The sequence below is a fragment of the Binatus sp. (SeqCode) genome (assembly GCF_049584895.1).
GTDB lineage: Bacteria > Desulfobacterota > Binatia > Binatales > Binataceae > Binatus.
Genome location: NZ_JBAUYR010000017.1, coordinates 42,687 through 66,967 on the forward strand (window position 1 = coordinate 42,687; position 24,281 = coordinate 66,967).

Below are 24,281 nucleotides of genomic sequence, written 5' to 3' on the forward strand. Positions count from 1 at the left end.
TCACTCGGCAACCTCGCTCGCCAGCTGCCTCATTCTCCAAATGACAGCCACCATACCCCGCGGCGCTCTGCGCCGTGTGCGCTGCGCTATGTTTAGGCGCACGTCGTCACCCTACTTACTTCGCGATCCTGCGGGCACCACACTGGTCCCATGTCTCCCGGCCGTGCTGATTCGGATCGATTGTGCGGCGGCTCATGGAAAACAGCACCAGTGCGCAAAAACCGTCGCGTATAAGTTCTCATCTTCGTATCAGCACGATCGCGTTGGTATCGCTCGTCGCCGTATTCATGGTGACGGCGTCGCCTGCCGCGACCGGCGATAACATCGCGGATGCGGTGCTCGGGCAAATCGACTTCTCGCACAACGGCATCAACAACACTGGTGCGGCGAGCCTCGATTCACCGAGCCAGATGGCGGTCGACCTGAGCAGCACGCCCGAGCATCTGTACGTAGTCGACGGCAGCAATAACCGCATCCTCGGATGGAACGACGCCCCCAGTTTCGTCAACGGTCAGAATGCGGATCTCGAGATCGGCCAGCCTGATTTTCGCACCACGCAATGCAACAACGGCATCGCGACTGCAGACGTCGCCGGCCTTGGCCCGGACAGTCTGTGCCTGCCCGGTGGGGTGGCGGTTGACGACAACGGCAATCTCTACGTGGCTGACACGAGCAACAATCGAGTGCTCGAATACAATCAGCCGTTCGCGCAGGCGATCAGCGTCGGCTTTGCGGCGAACGTCGTGTTCGGACAAGGTGGCAGCTTCACCCGGACGATTTGTGCGCAGACCGCCGCGGGCTTGTGTTTTCCGCAGGGCGTCGCCTCCGATTCCAGCAACAATCTTTACGTTGCCGACTCGGGCAATCATCGCGTGCTCGAATTCAATCAGCCGCTGGCCGCGTTCAATCCGATAACCGGAGCGGGAGATACCGTCGCGGAACTCGTGTTTGGACAAGGCGCGAGCGGGACCAATTTCGCGGGCGACGCGTGCGATCTCAACAGCGGCAGCGCGTCTGACGTCGGGATGTGCAATCCGTTGTCGGTGGCGGTCGACGGCGCCGGCAACGTGTACGTCGGCGACGACGGCGATCATCGCGTTATCGAATTCAATCAGCCGCTGGCCGCGCCCGATGTCCAGACGGGAGCCGGCGACGTAACCGCGGACCGCGTCTTCGGCCAGGGCTCGAGCGGAACCGATTTTACCGCCGTCGTATGCTACGACGGCATTTCCGGCAATCCCGCGCCCAGTGCCGACGGAATCTGCGATTTGAGCGGCATGGCGCTGGACAGCAGTGGCGACTTGTTCGTGACCGACATCAACAACAGTCGCGTGCTCGAATATCTCAACCCGATCGCGGGCGGCGGTGGAACGCCCGGCACGCCGGGCAGCGCGGGCGACGTAACTGCGGACGTCGTCTTCGGACAGAACGGCAGCTTCACCGCTGCGGTCTGCGGCGGCGTCGGCAGCGAGATTTCTCCCAGCGGCGCCGTGCTATGCCAGCCGGACGGAGTCGCGGTTGACGGTCCCGGCGACGTGTTGATCGCGGACGCGTCGAACAGCCGCGTCCTCTTTTACGCGAATCCAGTGTCGTCTCCTCCGATTGCCAATTTGGTACTCGGACAAGCCGATTTGTTTCACGACGGAATCAACAATCCGACTGCGGCCGCACTGCAGGCTCCGGCCGGAGTCGCGATCGATTCCAGCGGCGGACTCAACCGCCTCTACGTCGCCGACACCAACAATAATCGCGTCCTCGGATGGAGCAACGCCGCCGGCTTCGTTAACGGCAGCCCCGCCGATATCGTTATCGGACAGCCCGACGCGCGCTCGGTCGGATGCAACGACGGCGTGGCCGTGGGCGATTTCAGCGGCGTCGGCGCGGACAGCCTGTGCAATCCGGTGGGCGTGGCGGTGGACAGTTCGGGCAATCTGTACGTGGCCGACGTGAACGACAATCGCGTGCTCGAATACCTCACCCCGTTCGCGATTTCCTCGCCGATCGTCGGCCAAAGCGCGAGCCACGTCTGGGGACAGAACGGCAGCTTCACGACTATCGGCTGCAACTTCGGCACCAGCACTATCAGCAGCCAGTCGATGTGCTTTCCTGAAGGAGTGACGGTCGACACGGCGGGCAATCTGTACGTTTCCGATACCGACAACAGTCGCGTGCTCGAGTTCAATAGCGGCGATACGGCCGCCGACAAGGTCTTCGGACAGGGCGGAATCTTCACCACCCAGTCGTGCAACGGCGACGGCGTAAATGCGGACTCGCTATGCGATCCGCGCGGGCTGATTACCGACTCGAGCGGCGATCTGTTCGTCGCGGACCGGGACAACTCGCGCGTGCTCGAATTCAACCAGCCGCTGGCGGTGTTCAATCCGGTCACAGGCGCGGGTGATACGACCGCGGATCGCGTTTTCGGCCAGGGCGTCAGCAGCACGAGTTTCACGACCGGCGTGTGCGCCAGTTCGGCCGGGGCGCCGGCGCCGAGCGCTACCGGAATATGCGATCCCACCGATGTCAGCCTCGACGCTCTGGGCAACCTGTTAGTCGCCGACGCGGTCAACAATCGCGTGCTCGAATACAATCAACCATTGGCGGCGTACAACGCGGCCAGCGGCGCGGGCGACGTCACCGCGGACCAGGTGCTCGGACAAGGTGCGGCCGGCACCGATTTCTCCAGCAGCGTATGCGCCGACTCCGCACCCGGCGACCCCGCGCCCAGCGCAACCGCGATGTGCCAGCCGAGCGGCGTTGCGATGGATTCTCCTGGCAACCTGTACGTCGCCGACCAGAACAACAACCGCGTGCTGCGTTTCGACCAGCCGATTGTGCCGTACACAGGCCCGTCGCCGACCGCCAGCGCGACGGCGACCGGGTCCACACCGACCACCACCGCGACTGCGACCGCAAGTGCGTCACGAACGGCAACTGCAACTCAGACCGCATCGCGGACCGCCACCGCGACGACATCATCGACCGCAACCGCCACCGCAACTCCAGCGGCTACTGCGACGCCAACGACCACCGCGTCGCGCACCGCAACCCCGACTCAGACCGCGTCTGCCTCGACCACCGCGACCAGCACCGTGACGCCAACCAGTACGGCGACAGCGAGCAGCACTTCGACGCCGACGGCGACCTTGACGTCAACCTCGACGGCTACGACGACCGGCGCGACTGGTACCCCGACGTCTACGGCGACTGTCACTGCGACATCAACCGCGACCGCGACGGCGTCCAGCACCGGCACATCTACCGCGACTCCGACGGCGACTGTCACCGCAACTGTGACTCAGACCGCATCGAGCACCGCAACGGCGACCTCCACCGCGACCGCGACTACAACCGCTACCGCATCTGCGACTCAGACTGCGACTGCGACGGCCTCATCTACTGCGACGGCCACGGCGACTGCCACCGCGACCGCAACGACAACTTCGACCGCGACACCGACTGGGACGCCTTCCGCGGTACGCACTCCGGTCTCGTCCGCGACCCCAACTCGCACTGCGACTGCCACGGCGACATCCACTCCCACCCCGACGTTGACTCCCACCGCGACCCCGACTGCGACTACCGTCCCGTTCGCACTCGATGTATCGCCGCACGCTGTCAAACTCGGCAAAGTCGTGTTCGGAAATGACGCGGTCAGCAAACCCAAAAAGATCACGATCGCGAACAAGAGCAAGACCACGCCCGTCACGTTTTCGAGCATCGTTGCCAGTGGCGATTTCGCGATAGTGAACGGATGCGGCGCGACGCTCGGCCCCAAGTCCAAATGCTCAGTGAGCGCAACGTTCAAGCCCACGGCGCTGGGCACGCGCGGCGGCACGCTCACTATCAGGAGTAACGCCGACAACTCGCCGAGCCCTGTCAGCCTGAGCGGAATAGGTACTCAGCCCAAAAAATAAATCGCGCGACTATTCCGCTTCCCCGAGGGAACGCCTTTTTTCTTGTTCCCCTTCCACCTGGGTTAGGGGTTAGGGGTTAGGTTGCCCGCTCATCCGCAGCGCAAGCGGATCCAGATACGGACCGTTTAAATATATGAGACGCCCCTCGTCGGACGCGCGCTCCCGGAGCCATCGCGCGACGATAGACATCTCTTCGAGCTCGCCCCGCTCGACCGCTTTCAACTTGTAGCGCTCGTAGTTCGCCGCGACGCACTCGCGCACCTCAGTCACCGCCTCTTCACTCTTCAGCCGCCGCGTCATCGCGAGCCTTCCCGACAGCACGACGTGCGCGGCGCGATCGCCGCCCTCGCCGGTCACGATCACGAGATTGTTCTCCGTCACCACTTCGCTTAGACGGCTCGCGCGATGTGCCAACGTCGTCAGTGCTTCGAGATGATGCCGAAAGCGGGCAGCCTCCTCGAAGCGCATCGCCGCCGCGGCCTGATCGCGCGCCCTCGCGAGTTCGCCAAGAATCGGCCCGCTGCGCCCGCGCAAAAAACTCACCGCGCGACGAACCCGCTCCGCATAGCCGTCACCGTCGATACTCATGTTGCACGGTGCGGTGCAGTGGCCCATCTGCCCGTAGATGCACGGCGAAACCTCCTCGCTCGGCGCGAGCTTGCCGCCGCATGTGCGCAGCCCGAGAATCCGCGACAGCGCGCGTACCGAAAGCTCGATACCGCGGCGCCCGACGAATGGCCCCAGATGCATCACGCCGCGCCGCGCGCTCATCTTGGTCGAGAGCGTGACGCGCGGAAACTCGTCCATCAGATCCACCTTGATGAAGAACGCCGGCGCCGCCGACTTGAGCATCCTGTTGTACGGCGGTTTCAGCTCGCGAATCAGCCGCGCCTCGTCAAGCGCCGCCTCGAGCGGCGAGCGCGTCACTCGCGTCTCGATTTTGTAAACGTGCGAGATTAGCTCGGCCGTCTTGGCCCGCACCGACGCCGAGAAGTACGCGCTCACCCGCTCCCGGAGCCGCCGCGCCTTTCCGATATACAGCAGGTCGCCGCGCTCATTGCGCATCAGGTAGACCCCGGGCGAATGCGGAAGCACCGCAATTTCTTCCGGCGATACGTGGCGCTCGATACGTTTACCCGCGATTCCGCGATGATGGTCGTCGAGCAGGCGATCAAGCCGCGTGATTCCCATCCGCTGCGCCATCTCGAGAAAAATCGACAGTATCTCCGCGGCCATCCGCGCGTCGCCGAGGCCGCGATGCCGTCCCTCTTGCGAGAGTCCGAAATGTCTCGCCAGCAGATCGAGCCGGCGACGCTTGAGCGACGGCATGAACCGTCGCGCCATCCGGAGGGTGCACAGCACCGGGTTGCTGAGCCCGATTCCAAAAATTCGGCGAAATTCAAAATCGAGAAATCCAAAATCGAAGGCCGCGTTGTGCGCGACCATCACGCGGTCGCCCAGGAACTCGCGAAACGCCGGCAGCACGTGCTCAATAGGCGGCGCCTCGCAAATCATCTCGGTCGTAATCGACGTCAGCCCCGTGATAAACCGCGGCACGACACCGCCTTGCGGTCGAACCAGTTGCGAGAAGGTCTCGGTCAGCCGCTTACCGACCATCCGGTAGGCGCCGATTTCAATGATATTGCCGGGACCGATGCGGCCTCCGGTGGTTTCGAGATCAACCACCGTGAACTCGGCCTGGTCGAGTTCGACGCGGAGGCGATCGCTCTGCGCAAGTCGCCACTGCGCCGTGTCCGCATCGAAGATGAAATTCGGATCGCCGTCGAGAATCTGGCGAACCAACCGCGCACCCAGTTCAGGGTCAGAACCGACCCCGCTGAGCAACAGCCCGATCAGCTCGCCCGCCTCCGCGCCAGCCGGCCGCGAGCACAGGAAATGATAAAGCTTCTGCTTGGCCGAAAGCCCGAATTGAGCCTGATTCCCGCCCGGTATTACCGCTTCCTCCACCGCCGCCTCCTTCGTCCTTTCTTCGCTTTAGCAGGAGAGTGCCGCAACAGCAAACCCAGAGAGGAATTCACTAAATTGAATGTGAAACCCGCGGTGGGTTTCAAGCTTCCTTCGGCAGGGGTGACCTCCTTCGGCTTCGCTCAGGACAGGCTCTGCACCCAGTGATAGGAAAACGCGGTTTTGGTGGCACAGGCTTTAGCCTGTGATTTTCTGGTCTATGTTTCCAAACAAGAGTCACAGACTGAAGCCAGTGCCACGTCACACGCTCGTTGGGATGACACAAGGGGATCGGGTGGTTAGAATAGGCAGGTCTGACAAGGAAGGTATTCGTCATATGGAACGCGTTGAATTGGCCCGCGAAATCGAAGGCGTCCAGGTCCCGGCCGGAAACAAGATGATGCTCGAAAAGGGCCTCGAGGCCTTTATCACGCAATCGCTCGGCGGAACCTTTACCCTGCAAGTTCCCGCGTACGGCGGGCTGTTCCGCGTCGCGGGCAAAGATGCCGACGCACTCGGCAAAACGCCGGCAGACGCCGGCGTCGTGTCGGCTTCCGGCGGTGGCGACCTCGAAGCGATGGTCTGGGAGCAGCTCAAGACCTGCTTCGATCCCGAGATTCCCGTTAATATCGTCGACCTCGGCCTCGTCTATGGCATGGAAGTGAAGGACGCCGATGACGGCACCAAGAAAGTCGAAGTCAAGATGACGCTGACGGCGCAAGGCTGCGGCATGGGCGCCTCGATCGCAACCGACGCGCGCCACAAGATTATGAGCCTGCCGGGAGTGTCGGAGGCCGACGTCGATTTGGTGTGGGATCCGCCGTGGACTCCGCAGATGATCTCGCCTGAGGGCCGCGAACGGCTGGGGATCGACTGACTTCGCAAAGGCCCGTAATTGCTAAACTAGCGAAATTCTGAAGGTGGCGAGCAGGAAACCATTCTATCGCGATGCTTACTTTGTATTGATCTGTTCGACTGCTTTCATTTGCTTCACAGTTATATTCCTTGATCCGGCAAATGTTCCCGTATCCGTCAGGGGACTCGAATCATGGTTAAGGGCACACTGGACGGTTTTCATTTGGATCATGGTCGCGATTTGTATTGTCGATTTCGTGTTGGGTTACGGCAGATTTCAAGGGGAGACCAACCAGAAACTTGCAGCGCTGGAGAAAGAGGTAGCAGAGCTAAAGGGCCCGCGGGATCTGAACGCCAAGATTTGAAGGCGGTTCAAAAACCTCACACTGCTCGCAACCACCCGGGCGCGTTGACTTGCCTGACTGCGTCCGATAATTGTGTTCGTTCGGCATATCGATGTTTGCAATAATAAAGACAGGCGGAAAACAGTACCGCGTCGGCGTCGGCGACCAGATTACGGTCGAGCGGCTCGCCGGCGAGGTTGGCGCGGCTATCTCACTTGACCAGGTGCTCGCGGTCGGCGGCGATGCGCCCAAGGTCGGCACTCCGGTGGTCGCGGGCGCGTCGGTGACGGCGAAAATCGTCCAGCAGCCGCGTGGCACCAAGATAATCGTGTTCAAGAAAAAGCGCCGCAAGAACTATCGGCGAAAGCGCGGGCATCGCCAGGAACTGACCGTTCTCAAAATCGAGGAAATTTCCGCGGGCGCATAGTCGTCTCGAGATTTTTTCACTGAACTGCGGCCCGGAAGGCCGCTCATCCCAGGAGACACTGCGTGGCGCACAAAAAAGGACAGGGTTCGACGCGCAATGGCCGCGACAGTCCGGGCCAGCGTCGTGGTATCAAGATTTACGCGGGCCAGACCGTCAAGGCCGGCAATATCCTCGTCCGTCAATGCGGCACTCGGGTGCATCCGGGCCGCAACGTCGGGCTTGGCCGCGACTACACGATTTACGCGCTCATCGACGGTGTGGTTAAGTACGAGCCGAAGGGTGAGAAGCGGCAAGTGAGCGTCGAGCCGCTCCCCGCCGGTGATACCGCAGGGGCGTCTGCGTAGATCGTTATCCAGCGAGATTTTAGCTGAAGCCCTGCGGCATTGCCGTAGGGCTTCTTTGTTTTGAACGATACGTAACGCGGATATTTCCGCGATGGAGGAAATTTCGATGCGATTAGGTTTACTCTCCGGTTATTCGGGCGCGCAGATGGGCCTGCCGATGGACACGATTCTCGAGGCCGAGCGCGCCGGCTTCGACTCAGTGTGGACCGCGGAGGCGTACGGCTCCGACGCGATCACGCCGCTGGCGTGGATCGGCGCGATGACCAAAAAGATCCGGCTCGGCACCGGGATCATGCAGATGCCGGGGCGCACGCCAGCGATGACTGCGATGACCGCGATGACGATCGACGCGCTGTCGGGCGGCCGCTTCATCCTGGGTATCGGGCCTTCGGGACCGCAGGTGGTCGAAGGCTGGCACGGCGTGTCGTACGGCAAGCCGCTGCAGCGCACGCGTGAGTACATCGAGATCGTCCGCACGATTCTCGCGCGCGAAGTTCCCGTCGAGCATCACGGCAAGGAATTCGACATACCATATACCGGGCCCGGCGCGTCGGGTCTCGGCAAGCCGCTCAAGAGTATCCTGCACGGGCGCAAGGACATGCCGATTTACACCGCGTCGATCAGTCCCAAGGGAATCGCGCTCGCCGGTGAAATTGCCGACGGCGTTATCCCGGTCTGGATGAATCCGGAGCGATGGGACATCTATGACGCGCCGCTCAAGGAAGGCTTCGCGAAGACCGGCGGCAAAAAGAGCCTCGACAATTTCGACGTCGCGCCGTTCGTCACCTGTATCATGGGGCCGGACGTCGAGAAGTGCCGGATGCCGGTGAAAGGGATGCTCGCGCTGTACATCGGCGGGATGGGCGCACGCTCGAAAAATTTCTACAACGATTACGCCAAGCGGCTCGGCTACGAAGACGTCGCGGGAAAAATCCAGGACGCGTTCCTCGCGGGCAAGAAGGCCGAGGCGATGGCGATGGTGCCGGACAAGCTGGTCGACGAGGTCGCGCTGGTCGGAAATCGCGAGCGAATCGCAGACCGGCTCAAGGCGTGGAAGGCGTCGCCGGTAAAGACGATGCTGATAGGCACCGGCGATATCAACACGGTCCGCGCGCTCGCGGAAATATGTCTGTAGGTTTCGCCACGCGAACAGACCCTGAAAAATGCGATTTATCGATGAAGCCAGGGTATTCGTGCACGCCGGGAAGGGCGGCGACGGTGCGATCGCGTTTCTGCGCGAGAAGTATCGGCCGTTCGGCGGACCGGCGGGCGGCAACGGCGGTCGCGGCGGCAGCGTAATCTTCCAGGTCGATGAAGGCCTGTCCACGCTGCTCGATTTTAAATATCAGCCGCGGCTGATCGCAAAAGACGGCGAGCCGGGCCGCGGCAAGGAACAATACGGACACGGCGCCGACGACATCGTCGTGCGAGTCCCGCCCGGCACGATCGTGTTCGATGAGGAAAGCGGCGCGACGCTCGCGGACCTCGTGATGCCGGGTGAGACGGCGGTGATCGCGCAGGGCGGCGAAGGCGGCACCGGCAATATGCATTTCGCGTCGTCGACGCGCCGATCGCCGCGAATCGCGACTCCGGGAACCGCGGGCGAGCAGCGATGGATTCGGATGGAGCTGCGGCTGGTCGCGGAGGCCGGCCTGGTGGGACTTCCGAACGCCGGCAAATCGACGCTGCTGACCGCGCTCAGCGCGGCGCGACCGAAGATCGCGCCCTACCCTTTCACCACGCTCGCGCCCAATATCGGCCGCGTGTCGATTTCCGACGCGGAGAGTTTCACGCTCGCCGATATTCCCGGGCTGATCGAAGGAGCGCACAAGGGGCTCGGGCTCGGGATTCGTTTTCTGCGGCATATCATGCGCACGCGGCTGATTGTCTATGTGCTCGACGCTGCGGACGATCCTGCGGCGGCGTTTACGACGGTGCGCGCCGAGATTGCGGCATTCGATCCGATGCTCGCTGAGCGGCTCGCGCTGGTCGCACTCAACAAGATCGATCTCCTCACGGCGCCCGAGGTGACCAAGATCGTCCGCAAGCTACGCAAGCTCACCGGCCTCGAAGTGTTTCCGATCTCGGCGGATAAGAGCGAGAAACTTGCGCCGCTGGTCGGATCGATCGCGCGAATACTTCATACGATAGAGCAGCCGGCGCATGTCCCAACTGAACTATAAGGAATCGACCGTCGCACGAGCGCGCCGCGTCGTGATCAAGGTCGGCAGCGCCGTGTTGTCGGACGTCGACGGCCTGCGTATCGACGTGATCGAGCAGCTCGCGGCGCAGATCGAGTCCGCGGTTCGCGCGGGACAGGAAATCGTTATCGTCACGTCGGGCGCGGTCGCTGCGGGACGTGCGCGACTCTCGAAACTGCAAGGCGCGACGATCGCGGCGCGGCAAGCTGCCGCCGCTACCGGGCAGATCGATCTGATGTCGGCGTGGGCGCGTGCCTTCGAAGGTCACGGCCGCAGTATCGCGCAGATTTTGCTGACGCATCAGGATTTGGCGGAGCGCCGGCGACGTCAGAATGCGACTCAAACGATCACTGAACTGCTCGGTGCGGGCGTGATTCCGATCGTCAACGAGAACGATACCGTCGCGGTCGAAGAAATCCGCCTCGGCGACAACGACGTGCTGTCGTCGCTGGTCGCGAGCCTGGTGCAAGCTGGTCTCCTGATTATTTTGAGCGATGTCGACGGCGTCCTGACCGGCGACCCTCGCAAGCGCGAGGACGCGCGATTGATTCCTGTGATCAACGATCCCGAAGCCGAGATGCGCGGGCTGGTGGCCGAGAAGGCCGGTCCTCTTGGAGTCGGCGGGATGGCAACGAAGTTGAAGGCGGCGCGGCAGGCGGCGCGCGCAGGAATCGCCGTGATTATCGCGCGAGGACGCGAAGCCGGAATCGTCACCGCCGCGCTGGATCCCACGCGCGAAGCGGGCACGTTGATCGTGCCGGCGGGGGTACGGCTCAAGAGCCGAAAACATTGGATCGCGTTCGCGCTGCGGCCCGCGGGATCGCTCGCGGTCGACAAAGGCGCCGCCGACGCGCTGCGCAATCGCGGACGCTCGCTGTTACCGTCGGGCGTGAAGGAAGTGCGCGGAGACTTCGGCGGCGGCGATTGCGTGAGCCTGCTCGATCCCGACGGCGTCGAGTTCGGCCGCGGGCTGGTGAATTATCCGGCATCGGATGTGCTGAAAGTGGCGGGCAGGCGCTCGACTGAGATTCCGACTCTGCTCGGCTATAAAGTTGCCGACGAAATTATCCATCGCGATAATTTCGTGCTGATGAAAGAAATCAATTGATTTAATGTGAAACCCGCCTGTGTTTCACGCTTCCTTGGGCAGGGGTGACCCCTGCACCCGGTATTTGGAACCTAGGCGTCGAGTTTATTTGAATGTAGTCGGGATATATTCTCGAAGTTGGATGAATGCTGAGGCCGATACTATTGCTGCGCTGAGGCGCGCGCGGGCGGCGGCGCAACGGATGGCGCTTGCGACCACTGCGGAGAAAAATGATTTTCTGCGGCGGCTGGCTGATACGATTCGCGGTTCGCGCGCGGAAATCGTTCGCGCAAACGCGACTGACCTCGAGCGTGCGCGCAAAAGCGGACGCGGCGGCGCGTTCGTCGAGCGCCTCACACTCGACGACGAGCGTATCGAGGCGATGGCCGCGGGCGTCTTTCAAGTCGCGGCGCTCGACGATCCGGTCGGCACTGCGATCGAGAAATGGACGCGACCCAATGGCCTGAAGATAGAAAAGATCAGGGTGCCGATAGGCGTGATCGCAATGATTTACGAATCCCGCCCCAACGTCACTGTCGATGCGGCTGCGCTGACGCTGAAGTCCGGCAACGCCGTGGTCCTGCGAGGTGGCAGCGAGGCGCTCAGCAGCAACGGATTCCTGGCGGGATTGATCGCGCGTGCGCTCGGGGAAACCGGCTTGAATCCCGACGCCGCTACTTTTATTCGCGATCCTGATCGCGAAGTGATCCAGGTAATGAAGCACAGCCGCGAGCTGATCGATTTGATAATTCCGCGCGGCGGCAATGCGTTGAAGGACGCGCTGCAAGGATCGGAGGTGCCGCTGCTGCCGCATTTCGATGGCAAATGTCACACTTACGTCGATCGCGCGGCGGATCTGACGATGGCGGAAGAAATTTGTATCAACGCAAAGTGCTCGCGGCCTTCGGTCTGCAATTCGATGGAAAATTTGCTCGTGCATCGCGAAGTCGCGGAAAGGTTTCTGCCTGCGCTCGCCTCACGATTGACGGCAGCCGGGGTCGAGATTCGCGGCGACGAGGCGACCCGCAAATACGTGAACTCCGCGCGCACTGCGACTGACGAAGACTGGGACACGGAATATCTCGACCTGATATTGTCGGTGAAAGTCGTGGATTCGGTTGACGAAGCGATCGAATTTATCGCGCGCCACGGGTCTCATCTTGCCGACGCGATCGTCACTAATGACGCGAAGACTTCGGAGCGCTTTGAACGGGAGGTCGATTCGGCTACGGTTTACGTCAATGCGTCGACGCGTTTCACCGACGGCTTCGAATTCGGGTTCGGAGCTGAGACAGGAATCTCGACCAATCGGCTGCACGCGCGCGGACCGATGGGGCTCAACGAGTTGACAACGTATAAGTACGTGCTGCGCGGGACCGGGCAAGTCCGCGCCTGAACGCGGCGCGAAATCAAAATCAAATGCGAGTAGGTTTGTTCGGCGGCAGTTTCAATCCGATTCATCTCGGGCATCTGCGCGCGGCCGAGGAAGTTCGCGAGGCGCTGAAGCTCGACCTGGTCTATTTTATCCCGGCCGCGTCGCCGCCGCATAAGCAGTCGAGCGAGCTGGCGCCGGCCGAGCATCGGCTCGCGATGGTGCGGGCGGCGACCAAGGGCAACCGGCATTTCATGACCTCGGATGTCGAGATTCGGCGTTCCGGGAGATCGTACACGATCGATACGGTGCGCCACTTCCTCGCCACCCTGAAGCAGCCGGCGCCGTTGTACCTGATGATGGGTGGGGATCAATTTGCCGAACTGGATTCGTGGAAAGAGCCTGAGGAGCTGACGCGGCTCTGCAACTTTGTCGTTCACACAAGATTAATCGAAGGGAAAGAGGGTCCGGCGCGAATCTCAGTTGCCGCACTAAAGCGGTTTGGCTACAATCAGGCAGACGATCACTACGTGCATTCGAGCGGACAAACGCTATCTTTCGTCGACACCACGTTCCTCCCCATTTCAGCGACTGAAATTCGCGGCAAACTGCAACTCGGCGAATCGATCAGGTACCTGGTGCCGTTCGACGTTGTCGATTACGTCCAGCGCCACTCGCTCTATTGAGGATCGCTCTGCTTAATCTTTCACGTTCACTTCCGTCCCGATCGAACCAACCACAGACGGCGAACACGCCGGCCAATCGCGGTCAGATTTCTTGACGGCACTGAAGAAGGCGATTGCCGCAGCCGAAGCGGCGCTGGAAAAAAAGGCCTACGACCTCGTCGTGCTGGAAGCCGAGCATCTGAAATCGGTCGCGGACTATTTCCTGGTTGCGACCGGGCGCTCCGACGTTCAGGTGCAGGCGATCGCGCGCGGAATCGAGGAAGCGATGGCCTCGGCGGGACAGCGTCCGCTGGCAGTCGAAGGGATGCATCATGCACATTGGGTGGTGCTCGACTACGACGACGTCGTGATCCATCTGTTCTACGAACCGGCGCGCGAGTTCTACCGGCTCGAGACCAACTGGATCGACGCGCACGAAGTGAAACTGCCGGAGCCCATTCGCAAGCAGGCCGAGGAGTTGCGTATCCGCGCGATGGGATGAGCGCCGGCGGGCGCCTGTTGTTTTTTCAGGCGCGCTTAATCAAGTGCGAGATCCATACCAGGATGACCGCGCCGATCGTGGCGACGACGATCGCACCGATCATGCCGTTAGGTGATCCAAAGATCGCTACGCCAACCAAACCACCTACCAGACCGAGCAGCAAATCACCGATCACTCCGAAGCCGGAGCCGTCCATGATTTTGCCGGCCAGGAAGCCCGCAATTATTCCGACTATGATCGCAGCAATCATCTATGAGACCTCGTTCTGGTTGTCGCGATAGCCCCTGGAGCGGCGCGGGGTAATCGCTACTTTTTTTGTTCCATCGGAACGCCGCAGCACTTGAGCTGGCCGGAGCCGCCCTTGGTGACGATGACCTGCGATTTGCAGTTGCTACAGATATAAACTTTGCCGAGCTGATTTGCCATTCGTGGATCCTGATCCTTTCGGACGATTTAGGTTGCGCCGAGATTCACGCGCCCCTGAACAGCGGTTTGCGCTTCTCGAGAAAAGCGCGGACGCCTTCGGCGCGGTCGGAAGTCGTTTGTAGCAGGGCGTACAGATCTTCCTCAAGCCTGATGCCCTGTTCCAAAGTCATGTCATAGCCCTTGAGGACTGCATCCTTGACCAGCCGCGCGGCGAGCGGCGCGCGGCTCAGGATAGCCTCGGCGACGCGTCCGCTTACGGCGGCAAGGTCAGCAGGGCTCTTGGCGAGGTAAGTGATGAGTCCTGTGCGAATCGCGTCGTCGGCTCCCAAAGCGGTCCCAGCGAGCATCATACGGAGAGCGTTGGCAGCGCCGATGAGGCGCGGGAGGCGTTGAGTCGCGCCGAAATGCGGCATCGCGCCGCGCTTGATTTGGGTGATCGCGAACTGAGCCGAAGAAATCGCGACGCGGATATCGGCCGCCATCGCGAGCTCGAGGCCTTCGTCGAAAGCATCGCCGTTGATGATAGCGACGGTCGGCTTCGACAGCACGGCGAGCGATTCAACCAGGCGCGGATCGACGGCGTCGTCGAAGCCGACGCAGAACGCTGATCCGGCGCCGGTGATTGCGAGCATGCGGGCGGCGTCGTCGTCCTCGACGTGCTCGAACAGTTCGAGCAGCCGGATGGCCATCGCGGGCGTGAGAATCGCGCGCGGCCCGGGGTAGTTAAGCGTCGCGCTGACGCATCCGCTGGAAAAAGAAACTTCGATCGCGCCGGCGGTCGCGGTGCGATGTGGCCGGGATTTTTTGGCGGCGCGCGGCGTCAGACGCCTCCTGCGGGCGCGCGCAGATCTTTGCGCAGGATTTTGCCGAGCGGATTTTTCGGCAACGCATCGATGAACTCGATACGTTCAGGACGCTTGAAGCTCGCCAGCCGCGATCGGCAAAAATCCCCGAGTTCGGACTCGGTAACTTTCTCGCCTTTGCGCACGCACACGAAGGCTTTGACGATTTGTCCCCACTCGACCGAAGGCACGCCGATAACGGCGCATTCGTCGACCGCGGGATGGCTCATCAGGACGGTTTCGATTTCAGCGGGCGCGATGTTCTCGCCGCCACGGATGATCATGTCGTCCTTGCGGCCGGCGAAGAAGACGTAGCCGTCGTCGTCGAGCCATCCGAGGTCGCCGGTCGCGCGCCATCCGTCCGGCAATCGTGCGTCGTCGTCGCGGCCGGCATAGCCCTTCATGATGCGCGGGGTGCGGATGATGATTTCGCCGACCTGCCCGTGCGGGAGAAATTTGCCGTCTTCGTCGCGGACGCGAATCTCAACGTCGGGCAGCGGTTTGCCGATCGAGTTGAGGCGTTTGAGCTTGAGTTCGATTTCCTCGGGCGTGCCTTCGATCCGATGATCGTCGGGGCCGAGCACGGTCAGCGATGACGTCGTTTCAGTCTGCCCGTAGGCGTTCACGAAGCCGACTTTTTTCGGGAAGACTTCGATCGCGCGACGAATCACCTGCACCGGCATCGCGGCGCCGCCGTAAGCGAGGTTGGTCAGCGTCGAGAGATCGGTCTCCGCGAACGCCGGCTCGTCGATGATCTGCTTCATCATCGTGGGGACGACGAAGGCGTGCGTCACGTGCTCGCGAGCGACCAGATCGAGCCACGCCTTGGCGTCGAACTGCGGCATCACGATCAGCTTGCGGCCGGTCCAGATGTTGGTCATGTACGCCGTCGTTCCGGCGATGTGATAAAACGGCACGCACACCAGCGCGACACCGCGATCGGTACCGTCGGCCATCTCGACGTTGGCCGTCACGTACGCGGCGAAATCGCGGAAGCGCAACTGGACGCCCTTGGGCAACGACGTAGTCCCGCTCGTGTACATGAGGATCGAGATGTCCTCGTCCTCGACCTCCGCTTCGGATTCGTCGGGCTCGGCCTTGGCGACCAGGTCGGCTATCCGCGGCAGTCCCTTCGCGCCATCGCCCAACGCGACGATTTTGCTCGCGCGGAGCCGCGGCTGGATCTTCTCGATCAACTCGAGATAGCGATCGCCGACCAGCAACGCCTTCGCATTCGCGGTGTTGATCATGTACTCAAGCTCGGCATCCTTGGCGCGATAGTTCAGCGGCAGGAACGTGAGCCCGGCCTTGGCGGCCGCGTAATAGCATTCGATGTAGAGATCGGAGTTGGTGTCGAGCACCGCGATGACGTCGCCATGCGCGAGGCCTAACTGTTTGAAGAACGCGCACAGGCGGGCGACCTGATCGTTCAGATCCGCATAGGTAAGGCGTCGCGCTCCGAAGACCAGGATTTCCTGGTCGGGCACGATGGAGGCCGGGATCGTGACGAAGTTGACGGTGTTCACAGCGCGCTTCCTCTCTTCCAGAGCCGGTGTTCGAGTTCTAGTCCCTCTCGAAGCGGCAAATCGAGGCCTCCCCAGACCGCTAGCTTGAGGATCGCGGACCGCTCGCGGCTAACGCGTGCGAATTCGCGGGCGATCTCGAGTGCGCGGCGATCCAAGTCCGCCAAGGGAACCACTTCGGCGACCATACCTACAAGTAACGCGTCTTGGGCGTCAATCCAACGGCCGGTGAGGCATAGGTCGAGCGCGCGGCCGAGGCCGAGGCGGCGCGCGGCGGTCTGCGTGCCGGCGACGACGGGGATCATGCCGGCACCCGTCTCGGGCAGCGACAGACGCGTGTCGTCGGCAGCGATCGCGAAGTCGCACAAGAGAGCCATCTCGAGTCCGCCGCCGACTGTATAGCCATGTATCGCCGCGATGGTCGGGATGGGCAGCGCGCGCAGCATCCCCCACACGTCGCGGCGAAATCGGACCCATCGCGCGACGATCGGCGACGGCGCCATTCCGAACTCCGCAAGATCGCCGCCGGTTGAGAAAGCCTGACCGGCGCCGCGCAGGACCATCGCGCGCACATCGCGATCGTCGTGAATCGCGGCGAGGATTTGAAACAGCGCGTCGCGCATCGCCATGTTGTAGGCGTTGAATTGCGCGGGGCGATTCAGCGTAACCCACGCAACCGGACCGCGCTTTTCGTAGAGAACTGCGCTCGAACCGTTCGTTTTCGAAGGCATCAGCGCGGGGCCGTCAGCTGGACCGCAGATCGGCGCTGTCGCTGCTCGCGATCGCGGGACGACCGCGCTCATAGACGACTCGGCCGCCGACGATGGTGATATCGACGGTGAGGTTCATCAGATCGGCGGGCGTCAGCGTGGAGGGATCGCGCGGCAACACGATCAGATCGGCAATACTCTCGGGCTCGATGACGCCGCCGTCGAGGCGTGCGAGACGCGCGGCCTCAGTTGTGAAAAGCGCGAACGCGTCCGGCATTGAGAGCGCTTCGACCGGTGCGAGCGCGACGCCGTCGATCGTGGTGCGGGAGACCGCGGCTACAATCGCGGCGAACGGCTTCGCGGGCGTGACGGGCGCATCGGTCGCGCCGACGAGATGCACGTTGCGATCCTTGAGACTGCGCGCGCGATAGAGATGCGCAACCAGGCCGGGCTCGGCGGCGTACTTGGGACCGCGAAAATAGATGAAGCCGGGGTTCGTCACGACCCACACGTTCGCAGCCATCAGGCGGTCGATGTAGTCGGGCGTGATGATGCCGCCGTGCTCGATGCGAAACCGCGGCATCTCGCGCGGTCCGGAGAATTGCGCTTTCGCGGATTCGATCGCGGCGACCGCCTCTTCAAGCTCCTCGATTTCGGTGACGTGAAATGCGCAATCGAGACCGCGCTCGAGCGCGTGACGAACCGGGCGCGACAGGCCCGCTGTGTCGTACTGAAAACCCGGCATGAACTTGGCGCCTGCCAACGAAATTCCGCCTGCGCGCGCGAGCTTTTCGCATTGATCGGCAGCCTCGAGATGCTGGCCACCGATCATTACGCTCACGCGCTGGCATATCGCATTCGATTGCGCGAGCTTGGCGAACTGCTCGACTTCGACCGGGCCGTTGCGGGTGGTGGCGTCAGTGAACGCAGTGACTCCGGCGGCGGCCATTTCGCGGCTAATAATGCGCGCGCGCGATTCGGATTCCGCGACGGTCACCGGCGGAAGATGATCCGACAGCCACGTTTCCATCCCGACTACGAGCCCGGTCAGCTTGCCGGCGGTGTCGCGAATCATGTGGGCGCCGTGGGGCGGCGTGAAGCCGGGAGCTTCGAGGCCGAGCAGCGAGATCGCGCGCGAGTTGAGCCAGGTCGCGTGCAACGTCTGATGACGCAGGCGCAGCGGGTTCTTCGGCAGAGACTCGTCGAGCTCGGCGCGCGTAGGCCCGCGATTGTCGAGCATCATCGCTTCGTCGCATCCGAATGCGCGCATCCAGTTGCCCGGCGGAGTCTTGCCCGATGCCAGCCGCAAGTCTGCGAGCAGGTCGCCGACGGTGCGGCATCGCTGAACCGAGATTCCAGTTGCAGCGGCGGCGGCCTCGCGAAAATGAATGTGCGAATCGATGAAGCCGGGGGCGACGATGCGGCCCGCAAGTTTGATCAGATGAGTTCGCGGACCGACCAGCGGTTTCAGTTCCGCGAAAGGACCGTGGGCGACGATCGCACCGCCGGAAATCGCAACCGAGTCGCTGCCGGGATGGCCGAGGACGAGACCCTGGTGCAGAACCAGATCGGCTTTCCCGGGCGCAGCTACCACCAAAGTTGATGCCTTCGTCGCCAGCGTTAGGGCGTGGCGGCGTATTGAGATCCTAGTCGGAACTCGGAAGCGGTTTCGCTTCCTTGATCTTCATCTCGAGGTCGCAACATTCGAGGCCGCCGTCACCGGCCTTGTTGCACAGCACCTCGGTGCCGCACTGTTCGCACATGTAACGCTTGCCGAGCACGTTAGCCATTGGATGACTCCTCAAATCCAGCCGTGAAGGCCGGTGTAATAAACTTAAAGTATCGCTTCAACTCGTCAACTCTGCGCAAATGGCAAATCCGACACGATTGCCGACCCGCCCTCGCCCACTTTCAACTCGGCGCCCGGCGTCCATGCGCTGTGATGCAAAATCGCAAGCCCGATCGCGCCGAAGCGCGGCGAGTGCACAACGCTAGTCACGCGGCCGACTTCCTTGCCCGCGAGAGTAAGGACCGCGCCGGCGACTGGCAAGCCCTCACTATGAAACTTAAGGCCGAACATTCGTTTTTTCAAACCGCCGCGCGCGGTCGCCCGCTCTATCGTTTCCTGGCCGAGGTAGCATCCCTTGTTGAATGAGATCGCGCGATTGAGACGCGCCTCGAGCGCGATGGTCTTGTCGGTAGTATCGACGCCGACCCGCGCAACGCCATTTTCGATGCGAATAGTTTCGAGCACTGAAGCGTCGATGCGGCGCGAACCCGGCGCCTTCGCAACAATTGCGGCGATGGTCGAATCGATAGAATTGCGCGGAGCTATCACTGATGCTGCCGGTCCGCCGTAGCGAGGCAGGTTGCCGACGAATGAGCCGGCGGTCTCGATGAAGCTCCACGCAGCGAGCGACGCCGCGCCGGTCGCGTCTAGGGAGGCAGGCCCTTCGACGTCGATGATGGCGAGGTCCTCCGCGTCCTCGAATTCCACATCGTCAGCGACCAGTAATTTTTCGAGATGCGCGCGGGTGCGCGTCCATGCTTCTGCGTCGATGTCGAGGATGAGCGCGTCAGGCGTCACCCAGATGAACGCATCGGCGATCGCGTGCGCATGCTCGGTGAGAAACAGCGTAGGCAGGACGGCACCGGGGCGGGCGCCTTTTACGTCAGCGGTACACATCCCGTGAAGAAACGAGGCGCGATCGTCACCGGTCACGCGCACGAGTAATCGGCCGTCGAGTGGGAGGACGCCCGCATTCGGACGATCGGATGTTTCGAGATGAGGCACGACTGATCAAGATACTACAACGAGGCGGCGCTGCGTATCGGCGGCAAGACCCTATCGCTCGAGGGAAAGGGACCAATTTCGCCGAGTAAACCAGTAGCACTACTGGTTGTTTTTTCGGGTAGGTTTAGCGGCGCCAATTTGAATATAATCGCGATTATCCGGAGGGGCGGAAACTTATGGGCGCATTTATCCTCGGTCTGATTGTCGGTGCCGGCGCGGCTCTTGCGCTCTTCATCTATGACGAGGGAGAGCTCTTTCTGAAACTCTCGCGTCGGATTAAGCAAACGGCGGAACGCTACCGGGAAACGCCGTAGCCCTGTAGGTCGAGAGGGGTGATCAATTTCATCGCGCATCGAACCGTCGCGCGTGTAGCGCGTATCGGATCTGTCTGCGGGCGGACCTGGGCGGCGATTTGTTTGGTCGCGCTGGTCGCGGTCGGAATTGGGCCGCGCCAATCTTTCGCACAAGACGCTCAGGCGCAGGCGCTTGAATTGAGCGATCGCGCGTTTGCGATGCTCAATGCGATCAATGCGTCGTCCCCCAAGCCCGGTCCAATCCTAGTGCCCGCGGCAAGCCTGGCTGGCGATGCGCAAACGCTGTCGTCGGCTCTGGGTGTGCATGACAATGCAAGCGCGAGTGGCGCAATGGCATCGATACTCAGCGATCGCGACCGGATAGAAGCCGCGGCGAAAATCGCGGGCGGTCAGTATCCGCAGCAGTGGACCGACATCAGAGAAAAAATCGCGGCGCTTGAAAAACAGGTGCCCGCGTCGAAAGGGCCAGTAGCGAGCAGTGAGGTGCCGGTGTCGCATGCGTCGGTCGCGCCTCCAGCCGGTGAAGCGATGCCCGCTGCGCCGAAGATCGAGATCGCATCGCGGGTCTTCCAGGGCGGAACGGTGCGGGTGAAAGGCTTCTTTGAAGGTACTGACCTCAAGTCGGCCGGAATTTTCGACGGCGACACCAAGAGCAAAGATATCGACGTCGCGAGTACGCCGGGCGATCAGCGGGTTAACTTCGACTTCTCGATCGAGCAGCCGTCGCCGACGCAATCGATTCGCGTGGCTGACGTCTATGGGCGCGAGGCGCAGGCGCTGGTTACGCCGGACCCCGCGGCAATCGGCCCGATGAAGGGCAGTGAAGAAATGATTGAAGTCGACCCGGGCGCGAGCGCGTCAGGCGGCGAGGCGGGCCCGCTGGCAGACAGTCCGCTCGCGTCGGCGGGACCCTCCAAGGGCAACAATACGGCCGAGATTGCGCGGCCGGGCGATGCGCTCTCGCCGTCGCGCCGACACATAGCTGCGAACTCGTCGCTCGGGCCGCTGACCAACGTGCAGATCAACGTGATCGACGCCGAAGAATCATTGTCGGCGCCGGGAAATGTCGAAGTGGTCGGGCAGATCGCGGGGCCGGGCGTGCGTCATGCGGGCATTTACGTCAACGGGCGGCTGGTCAAGACGATTTCGGTGAGCCCATCGGGATACAGCGGGTTCGATCTAACGTTCCCGATGCCGGCGGGCAGTGACGCGAGGATTCGCGCCTACGGCAACGGCAACGATTTCATCGAGGCGTCGATCGACACAACCGGCGGCGGCGCCGGGATGAACGTGTACAACAATCCGCCGATGTATCCTTCGCCGTACGGAGCGTATCCGCCCTCGCCGTACTACCGGCCGAATCCGTACGCCTACGCGAATCCGTATGCTCCCGGCTACAATCCGTACGCGCCGAATCCGTATCCGTATGGATACCCGCCGCCGCCTCCGTCGAAGCCGTGGTACAGCAAACTGTTTCACTAGTGCGCGCGATGAAATCTCGCCATGCCGCCGCGCTCGCGCTCGTGGGCTGGTATTTACCCGGTGCTGTCCAGCCCGTATTTGCGCAGCCAGCAACGCCTTCGCCCCCACCGGAAGTTATTGGCCGACCCGGCTACGATCCGCCGTGCGCGACTGTTTGGTGTAAGTCAGACTCTGACTGTTTCTCGCACTGTAGTTGCACGGATCACACAGGCAGTCCGTTTCAAGCGACCGGGGTATGCAAGGACATTAAGTCGGGCGACGTTGAATCCTGCTGCGAAGGAAATATGCGGAAGCCGCCCAACACGCCCACTTCACGATGATAAGGCATTCGCAATTTGAAATTCAGAAAAACAGCCCCGAACTAAGACAGTACCGAACTCAATCGCGAACTTGCCGCGCGGCGTGGGCTTGCGTAGAATTCCCTTCTTAACCTTCGTTCTTATCGAGAGTGTCCAAGCAATGCTGATTCAAGCGACGCAACTGCGCCCGGGTATGATCGTCGAGTACAACAAAGACCTCTGGCGGATCATGACGATCACGCATATCACGCCGGGCAACTGGCGCGGGATGGTGCAGACCAAGCTGCGCAACGTCAAGACCGGGTCGCAGACCGAAAACCGGTTCCGCTCGGAAGATCGCGTCGAGCGCGTCATCCTCAATCAGAGCAAGATGCAGTTCCTCTACCAGGACGGCGACGATTTCCATTTCATGAACACCGAGAACTACGAGCAGATCACGATCCCCAAGGATCTGATCGAGGACGTAGTCGGATTCCTGACGCCGAATCTCGAAGTCGAAGTCGAGTTTTACGAGACCACGCCCCTCAACGTCACGTTGCCGAAGACGGTCGCGCTCAAGGTGGTGCAGACCGACCCCGGAATGAAGACAGCGGCCGTGAACAATACGCTCAAGCCGGCGACGCTCGAGACCGGGATGGTGATCAACGTGCCGCATTTCGTGGCCGAGGGCGACACGATCACGATCAACACCGAGACCAAAGAGTACCTGTCGCGCTCGAAGTAGCACTGCCCGCACGTGAGTAGCGCGCGCCAGACCTATCGACCCGCGCGCGAGCGCAAGCCTGCGTTGCCGGAGCGCGCGCAGCCGCATCCGATAAGATTCGGGCCAAATCTCTACATCGCGCATACGCAGCCTGGGTTCGAGGGAATCGCGGCGGACGAAATCGCGGGACGAATCCGCGGCGCGAGAGAGATCACGCGTCGGGTGGTGCCCGACCGCGCCGGCATGACAATTTTCTTCGCGCCGGTCGCCGACAAGCTCGGCACGCTGCGCACGCCTGAGGACCTGTTCGGTCTGGCCGGCTATCGCGCCGGTATCGGGCCTGAGAACAAGGAGCTGGACAGGATTCGCGGCGCGTCGCGGGAGGCGCCGCTGGTCGAGCCTGCGCTGGCCGCGCGCGTCAGAGTCTCGCCGGGGACGCGCGCCGGCCGCAGGCTCAAGTTCCGCGTGATCGCCAGGATGGCGGGAGAGCATGAATATCGACGCGTCGATTTTCAGCGCGCCGTCGAGCGCGGGATTCTCGAGCGCGACGATCATACCTGGCGGCTGGAAGAAGAAGACGCCGACGTCGAGCTGTGGGCGACGATGATCGACGAGGAGTTCTTTCTGACAGTGCGGCTCAGCGACGACAGGATGCGGCATCGCGAGTACAAAACGGCCCATCGCCCGGCTTCACTGCGCGCGTCGAGTGCCGCGGCGCTCGCATGGCTGTCCGAGCCGCGCGAGGACGACGTCGTGCTCGATCCGTTTTGTGGCGCGGGCACGATACTGATCGAGCGGGCGCACATGGGGCGGTACGCGATGCTGCTCGGCAGCGATCGCGATGCGGCCGCGCTCGCGGCGGCTCGGGTCAACGTCGGCGAGCGCTACAAGCCTATCCAGCTCGAGAACTGGGATGCCGGCGCACTCCCGCTCGGCGATGCGAGTGTAGATAAAATCGTCACCAACCTGCCGTGGGGATTGCGCTACGGATCGCACGGCGAGAATCGAAAGCTGTATCCACTGTGGTTCAGGGAGTTCGCGCGCGTGCTCAAGAGCGGTGGCGTTATGGTGATGTTGACCGCAGAGTGGCGGCTGATGCGCGACCTCGAGCGCACGCGCAAGATCGCGCCGAGCAAAATCATCCGCGTGTCAGTGCTCGGCAAACCAGCCGCGATTTACGTGTGTCGCAAAGAATAAAGCGCGGAGAGAAATCACTTTATTGAATGTGAAACCCGCCGTGGGTTTCACGCTTCCTTGGGCAGGGCTGAGCCCTGCACCCAGTGTTAAGATGCGGGACTTCGTCCCTGTTAGAACTTCTTTTGGGGCGGCGTCGACTCTTACCTCGCCCGTTACTCTACGGGAGAGGCGGCTGGCCGCATCGCGGCCAGCGGTGAGGGTTCTGGGCCACATCACGACTCCACGACCGCTTACTCTTTGCCTTCTGTCATTCAGAGCGGAGTCTGCGGAGCGAAGAATCCCGGCTCTTCGTTTCTGTTGGAACCTGCCAGG

At 62.1% G+C, this 24,281-nt stretch carries 23 protein-coding genes; 14 read left to right on the forward strand and 9 right to left on the reverse strand.

Annotated features, from left to right (window positions below; translation table 11 throughout):
• The first annotated feature begins 194 nt into the window (after nt 1–194).
• Nucleotides 195–3,917 (forward strand): choice-of-anchor D domain-containing protein, encoded by a 3,723-nt coding sequence (locus WB650_RS03335; protein WP_423959408.1) that lies wholly within the window; start codon nt 195–197, stop codon nt 3,915–3,917.
• A 69-nt stretch (nt 3,918–3,986) separates the two neighbouring features.
• Here WB650_RS03335 and WB650_RS03340 read toward each other — a convergent pair whose 3' ends face one another.
• A complete protein-coding gene (locus WB650_RS03340) occupies nt 3,987–5,885 on the reverse strand; it encodes an exonuclease domain-containing protein (RefSeq protein ID WP_422306126.1) in 1,899 nt (632 codons plus the stop codon).
• A 334-nt stretch (nt 5,886–6,219) separates the two neighbouring features.
• On the opposite strand from WB650_RS03340, the gene sufT reads away from it, so the two are divergent.
• The 9 genes from sufT (at nt 6,220) to rsfS (ending at nt 13,679) form a co-directional block, all read left to right on the forward strand.
• Nucleotides 6,220–6,759 (forward strand): putative Fe-S cluster assembly protein SufT, encoded by a 540-nt coding sequence (gene sufT / locus WB650_RS03345; protein ID WP_423959409.1) that lies wholly within the window; start codon nt 6,220–6,222, stop codon nt 6,757–6,759.
• 434 nt (nt 6,760–7,193) lie between these two features.
• Entirely contained in the window at nt 7,194–7,508 is a 315-nt protein-coding gene (gene rplU, locus WB650_RS03350; RefSeq protein WP_422302025.1) for a 50S ribosomal protein L21, read from the forward strand.
• A gap of 62 nt (nt 7,509–7,570) precedes the next feature.
• A complete protein-coding gene (rpmA, locus tag WB650_RS03355) occupies nt 7,571–7,852 on the forward strand; it encodes a 50S ribosomal protein L27 (RefSeq protein ID WP_422302027.1) in 282 nt (93 codons plus the stop codon).
• A 106-nt stretch (nt 7,853–7,958) separates the two neighbouring features.
• Nucleotides 7,959–8,987: an LLM class F420-dependent oxidoreductase gene (locus WB650_RS03360; RefSeq protein ID WP_423959412.1), complete on the forward strand. Its 1,029-nt coding sequence runs from the start codon at nt 7,959–7,961 to the stop codon at nt 8,985–8,987.
• 28 nt (nt 8,988–9,015) lie between these two features.
• Complete coding sequence (obgE, locus tag WB650_RS03365) at nt 9,016–10,035, forward strand: GTPase ObgE (protein WP_422304734.1); 1,020 nt, start codon at nt 9,016–9,018, stop codon at nt 10,033–10,035.
• The gene (proB, locus tag WB650_RS03370; protein WP_422304736.1) at nt 10,016–11,161 is read left to right on the forward strand and encodes a glutamate 5-kinase; all 1,146 of its coding nucleotides are present in this window, start codon (nt 10,016–10,018) and stop codon (nt 11,159–11,161) included. Before obgE ends, proB begins: the two co-directional genes overlap by 20 nt.
• 121 nt (nt 11,162–11,282) lie before the next feature.
• Nucleotides 11,283–12,536: a glutamate-5-semialdehyde dehydrogenase gene (locus WB650_RS03375; protein ID WP_422304738.1), complete on the forward strand. Its 1,254-nt coding sequence runs from the start codon at nt 11,283–11,285 to the stop codon at nt 12,534–12,536.
• 23 nt (nt 12,537–12,559) lie between these two features.
• The gene (gene nadD / locus WB650_RS03380) at nt 12,560–13,198 is read left to right on the forward strand and encodes a nicotinate-nucleotide adenylyltransferase (RefSeq protein WP_423959415.1); all 639 of its coding nucleotides are present in this window, start codon (nt 12,560–12,562) and stop codon (nt 13,196–13,198) included.
• 91 nt (nt 13,199–13,289) lie between these two features.
• Complete coding sequence (rsfS, locus tag WB650_RS03385) at nt 13,290–13,679, forward strand: ribosome silencing factor (RefSeq protein ID WP_422304742.1); 390 nt, start codon at nt 13,290–13,292, stop codon at nt 13,677–13,679.
• Between the two features lie 25 nt (nt 13,680–13,704).
• Here rsfS and WB650_RS03390 read toward each other — a convergent pair whose 3' ends face one another.
• The 8 genes from WB650_RS03390 to WB650_RS03425 all read right to left on the reverse strand — a co-directional run bounded on the left by WB650_RS03390 (nt 13,705) and on the right by WB650_RS03425 (nt 19,974).
• Nucleotides 13,705–13,929 carry a GlsB/YeaQ/YmgE family stress response membrane protein gene (locus WB650_RS03390; protein WP_423959417.1) on the reverse strand — a complete coding sequence of 75 codons (225 nt, stop codon included), beginning with the start codon at nt 13,927–13,929 and terminating at the stop codon, nt 13,705–13,707.
• Between the two features lie 56 nt (nt 13,930–13,985).
• Nucleotides 13,986–14,105, reverse strand: coding sequence for a desulfoferrodoxin (locus tag WB650_RS03395; RefSeq protein WP_422304744.1), 120 nt, complete (start codon nt 14,103–14,105; stop codon nt 13,986–13,988).
• 44 nt (nt 14,106–14,149) lie between these two features.
• A complete protein-coding gene (locus tag WB650_RS03400) occupies nt 14,150–14,794 on the reverse strand; it encodes an enoyl-CoA hydratase/isomerase family protein (protein WP_422304746.1) in 645 nt (214 codons plus the stop codon).
• Between the two features lie 131 nt (nt 14,795–14,925).
• Nucleotides 14,926–16,473, reverse strand: a complete 1,548-nt coding sequence (locus WB650_RS03405; RefSeq protein ID WP_422304748.1) for a class I adenylate-forming enzyme family protein — start codon at nt 16,471–16,473, stop codon at nt 14,926–14,928.
• Entirely contained in the window at nt 16,470–17,201 is a 732-nt protein-coding gene (locus tag WB650_RS03410; protein ID WP_423959420.1) for an enoyl-CoA hydratase/isomerase family protein, read from the reverse strand. The genes WB650_RS03405 and WB650_RS03410 overlap by 4 nt, the downstream gene beginning before the upstream one ends.
• A 13-nt stretch (nt 17,202–17,214) precedes the next feature.
• Entirely contained in the window at nt 17,215–18,774 is a 1,560-nt protein-coding gene (locus WB650_RS03415; protein ID WP_423959423.1) for an amidohydrolase, read from the reverse strand.
• Nucleotides 18,775–18,826: 52 nt separating this feature from the next.
• Nucleotides 18,827–18,970: a hypothetical protein gene (locus tag WB650_RS03420; RefSeq protein ID WP_422305312.1), complete on the reverse strand. Its 144-nt coding sequence runs from the start codon at nt 18,968–18,970 to the stop codon at nt 18,827–18,829.
• A gap of 65 nt (nt 18,971–19,035) precedes the next feature.
• Nucleotides 19,036–19,974: a YgfZ/GcvT domain-containing protein gene (locus tag WB650_RS03425; RefSeq protein ID WP_422305310.1), complete on the reverse strand. Its 939-nt coding sequence runs from the start codon at nt 19,972–19,974 to the stop codon at nt 19,036–19,038.
• 176 nt (nt 19,975–20,150) lie between these two features.
• Here WB650_RS03425 and WB650_RS03430 point away from each other — a divergent pair, with 176 nt between their 5' ends.
• The 4 genes from WB650_RS03430 (at nt 20,151) to WB650_RS03445 (ending at nt 23,969) form a co-directional block, all read left to right on the forward strand.
• Nucleotides 20,151–20,288 (forward strand): hypothetical protein, encoded by a 138-nt coding sequence (locus WB650_RS03430; RefSeq protein WP_422305308.1) that lies wholly within the window; start codon nt 20,151–20,153, stop codon nt 20,286–20,288.
• Between the two features lie 18 nt (nt 20,289–20,306).
• Nucleotides 20,307–21,770, forward strand: coding sequence for a hypothetical protein (locus tag WB650_RS03435; protein WP_422305306.1), 1,464 nt, complete (start codon nt 20,307–20,309; stop codon nt 21,768–21,770).
• Between the two features lie 459 nt (nt 21,771–22,229).
• Nucleotides 22,230–22,793: an elongation factor P gene (gene efp / locus WB650_RS03440; RefSeq protein WP_422306928.1), complete on the forward strand. Its 564-nt coding sequence runs from the start codon at nt 22,230–22,232 to the stop codon at nt 22,791–22,793.
• Nucleotides 22,794–22,805: 12 nt separating this feature from the next.
• A complete protein-coding gene (locus WB650_RS03445; protein ID WP_422306930.1) occupies nt 22,806–23,969 on the forward strand; it encodes a TRM11 family SAM-dependent methyltransferase in 1,164 nt (387 codons plus the stop codon).
• Nucleotides 23,970–24,281 lie beyond the last annotated feature (312 nt).